Origin of the sequence: Streptomyces sp. NPDC059564 (genome assembly GCF_042735575.1) — a bacterium.
GTDB lineage: Bacteria > Actinomycetota > Actinomycetes > Streptomycetales > Streptomycetaceae > Streptomyces.
The window spans coordinates 1-1,219 of the sequence record NZ_JBHWBP010000709.1 but is presented as its reverse complement, the minus strand read 5'-3'; the positions used below and the strand labels follow the sequence as shown (position 1 = coordinate 1,219).

The following is a 1,219-nucleotide window of genomic DNA, read 5'->3' as shown; positions in this document are numbered from 1 at the left end:
CGCCCACCCGCCGAGCGATCCCTCGACGGGGGCCCCGGCGCTGCCCGCTCACGCCGGGGGGTGGCGGCAGGCCGGGGCCTGAACAGCCCGGCGGGGCCCCGCCCGGCAGCGCCGGGGCCCCGCCGGGCGGGATGAGCCGTCTCTCAGAGGCGGCCGAGCAGGCGGCGCCACCAGCTGGGCCGGCGCCGCTCCCCGGCCGGAGCGGGCCGGACCGTCGGCCGCGGCGGGACCGGCGCGTGCCCGGGGTGGCCGGAGGGCCGCTCGGGGTGCGGGTAGGCCTCGGTCTCGGCGTAGGCGTCCTGCACGGGGCGCGGGGAGAACCGTACGGGCAGGGACAGCAGGTGGCGGGACATGAGGGTGCCGCGCCAGCGCAGCTCGCTCGCGTCGACGGCCAGCTGGAGGTCGGGCAGGCGGTCCAGCAGCACCTCGATGCCGGTGTCCGCGATGGCCCGCCCGATGTCCTGGCCGGGGCACTCGTGCGGGCCGCTGCTGAACGCGAGGTGCGAGCGGTTGCCGCGCACGGAGGTCTCGGGGTCGGGCCGGATCTGCGGGTCGACGTTGCCGGCGGCGAGGCCGAGGAGCAGCATGTCGCCGGCCTTGACCTGCTTGCCGCCGAGCAGGGCGTCGCCGGTGGCCCAGCGCCCGATGATCGTGTTGATCGGCGGGTCGTCCCACAGGACCTGTTCGAGGGCGTCCGGCAGCGTCATGTGGCCTCCGGAGAGGCTCGCGCGGAAGCGCTGGTCGGTCAGGACGGTGCGCAGGGTGTTGGCGATGAGGTTCGCGGTGGTCTCGTACGCCGCGATGAGGACGACCCGCATGTGCATGAGCACTTCGGTGTCGGTGAGTTGCGCCGGGTGCTCCAGCAGCCAGGAGGCGAGGTCCCGGGAGGGCTGCGTCTTGCGGTCCCTGAGCAGCTGTTCGAGCGTGGCGGTGACGTAGCGGTCGCTCTGCAGGGCCGTCTCGGTGCCCTGGAGCATGTCGCGGGCCGCGTTGACCAGCCGGGGCCCGTGTTCGTCGGGGGCGCCGACGAGCTGCGTCATCACCAGCATGGGGAGCTGGTCGGAGAAGGCGGAGACCAGGTCGGCGTGGCCGTCCCCGGCGATCCGGTCGACGAGCTGGTTCGCGAAGCGGGTGACGTAGCGGCGGATGCCGCGCTTGTCGAAGCGCTCCAGGGATTCCACGACGGCTCCGCGCAGCCGCTCGTGGACCGGGCCGTCGG

Annotated in this window: 1 protein-coding gene; it reads right to left on the bottom strand. The window is 75.1% G+C overall.

Features of this window, described 5'->3' with window-relative positions:
- Nucleotides 1–143: 143 nt before the first annotated feature.
- A partial coding sequence (locus ACFV0Q_RS41830; protein ID WP_385013362.1) for a cytochrome P450 occupies nt 144–1,219 on the bottom strand: 1,076 nt, incomplete at its 5' end.